The organism is Mesorhizobium sp. M7A.F.Ca.US.005.03.2.1, from assembly GCF_003997795.1.
Classification (GTDB): domain Bacteria; phylum Pseudomonadota; class Alphaproteobacteria; order Rhizobiales; family Rhizobiaceae; genus Mesorhizobium; species Mesorhizobium ciceri.
The window spans coordinates 1-804 of sequence record NZ_RZRP01001434.1 but is presented as its reverse complement, the minus strand read 5'-3'; the positions used below and the strand labels follow the sequence as shown (position 1 = coordinate 804).

Annotated in this window: 2 pseudogenes; both read right to left on the bottom strand. The window is 61.9% G+C overall.

The features are described from left to right. Positions 1-264, bottom strand: a pseudogene (locus EN991_RS41495) (arabinose transporter); the annotation flags it as partial. Next, positions 242-804, bottom strand: a pseudogene (locus EN991_RS38300) (hypothetical protein); the annotation flags it as partial. The pseudogenes EN991_RS38300 and EN991_RS41495, both read right to left, overlap by 23 nt.

Sequence of the window (804 nt, the reverse complement as noted above, 5' to 3'; positions counted from 1 at the left end):
TCCTAGAGCCATCGCGACGTCCAGAAAGGCCGTGTAGATGCCCATCGCCAAGCCGCGGTTTTCCGGAGATGTGCCACCAACCGCCTCCACGCCAAGCCCGGGGTAGACCAGGGAGTAGCCTAGACCCGCCAGCGCGGCTCCGAAGGAAGCAAGCACACTGCTTCGTGCCAACCCGATGAGCAGAAGCCCAGCTGACTGCACGAGCACGAACAGCAGGGCGATCTTTGCACCGCCGTATCTGTCAGGCAAATGACCGCAGACCATACGCGCTGCGATCAGCGCAGCTCCAAACGCCGTAATCCAACCCAGACCGGTCGCCAATGATTGTCGGCATACAGAAGGGAGCTGAGGCAAGGACTGAGCAGTAGCCGACGCTGGCGAGTGCCGCACCAAGTCCTGGCAGCCATACCGCGTCAAAAACCGCTCTCAAATCGGATTCTCTCTGCCGCAACTGTATCCGAGGGTTCGGCGCTCGCATGAGTGATCCCAGGACGAGCAACGGCAATAGTGTGGTCAGCAGCCCTATCGCCGCAAAGCCGTAGGCTGTGAACAACATGGTTCCCAATGGTCCGCTGAAGGCCAATGCCGCGAACATCGCAGTGCCGACCCATGCAATGACTTTCCCCGAATGCCCGGCATCCACGAGCGCCAGGCCCCAGGCCACGCCACCTGTGATGATAAAGCTCTCGGCACCGCCCAGCACCGCGCGTCCGACGACGAGAATCGAGACGGAGAGAACGGGCGAATGCGCGACGGCAACGGACAGGAGATAGAGCAGCCCGGCAGCCGCTGCCGTAACCAGGC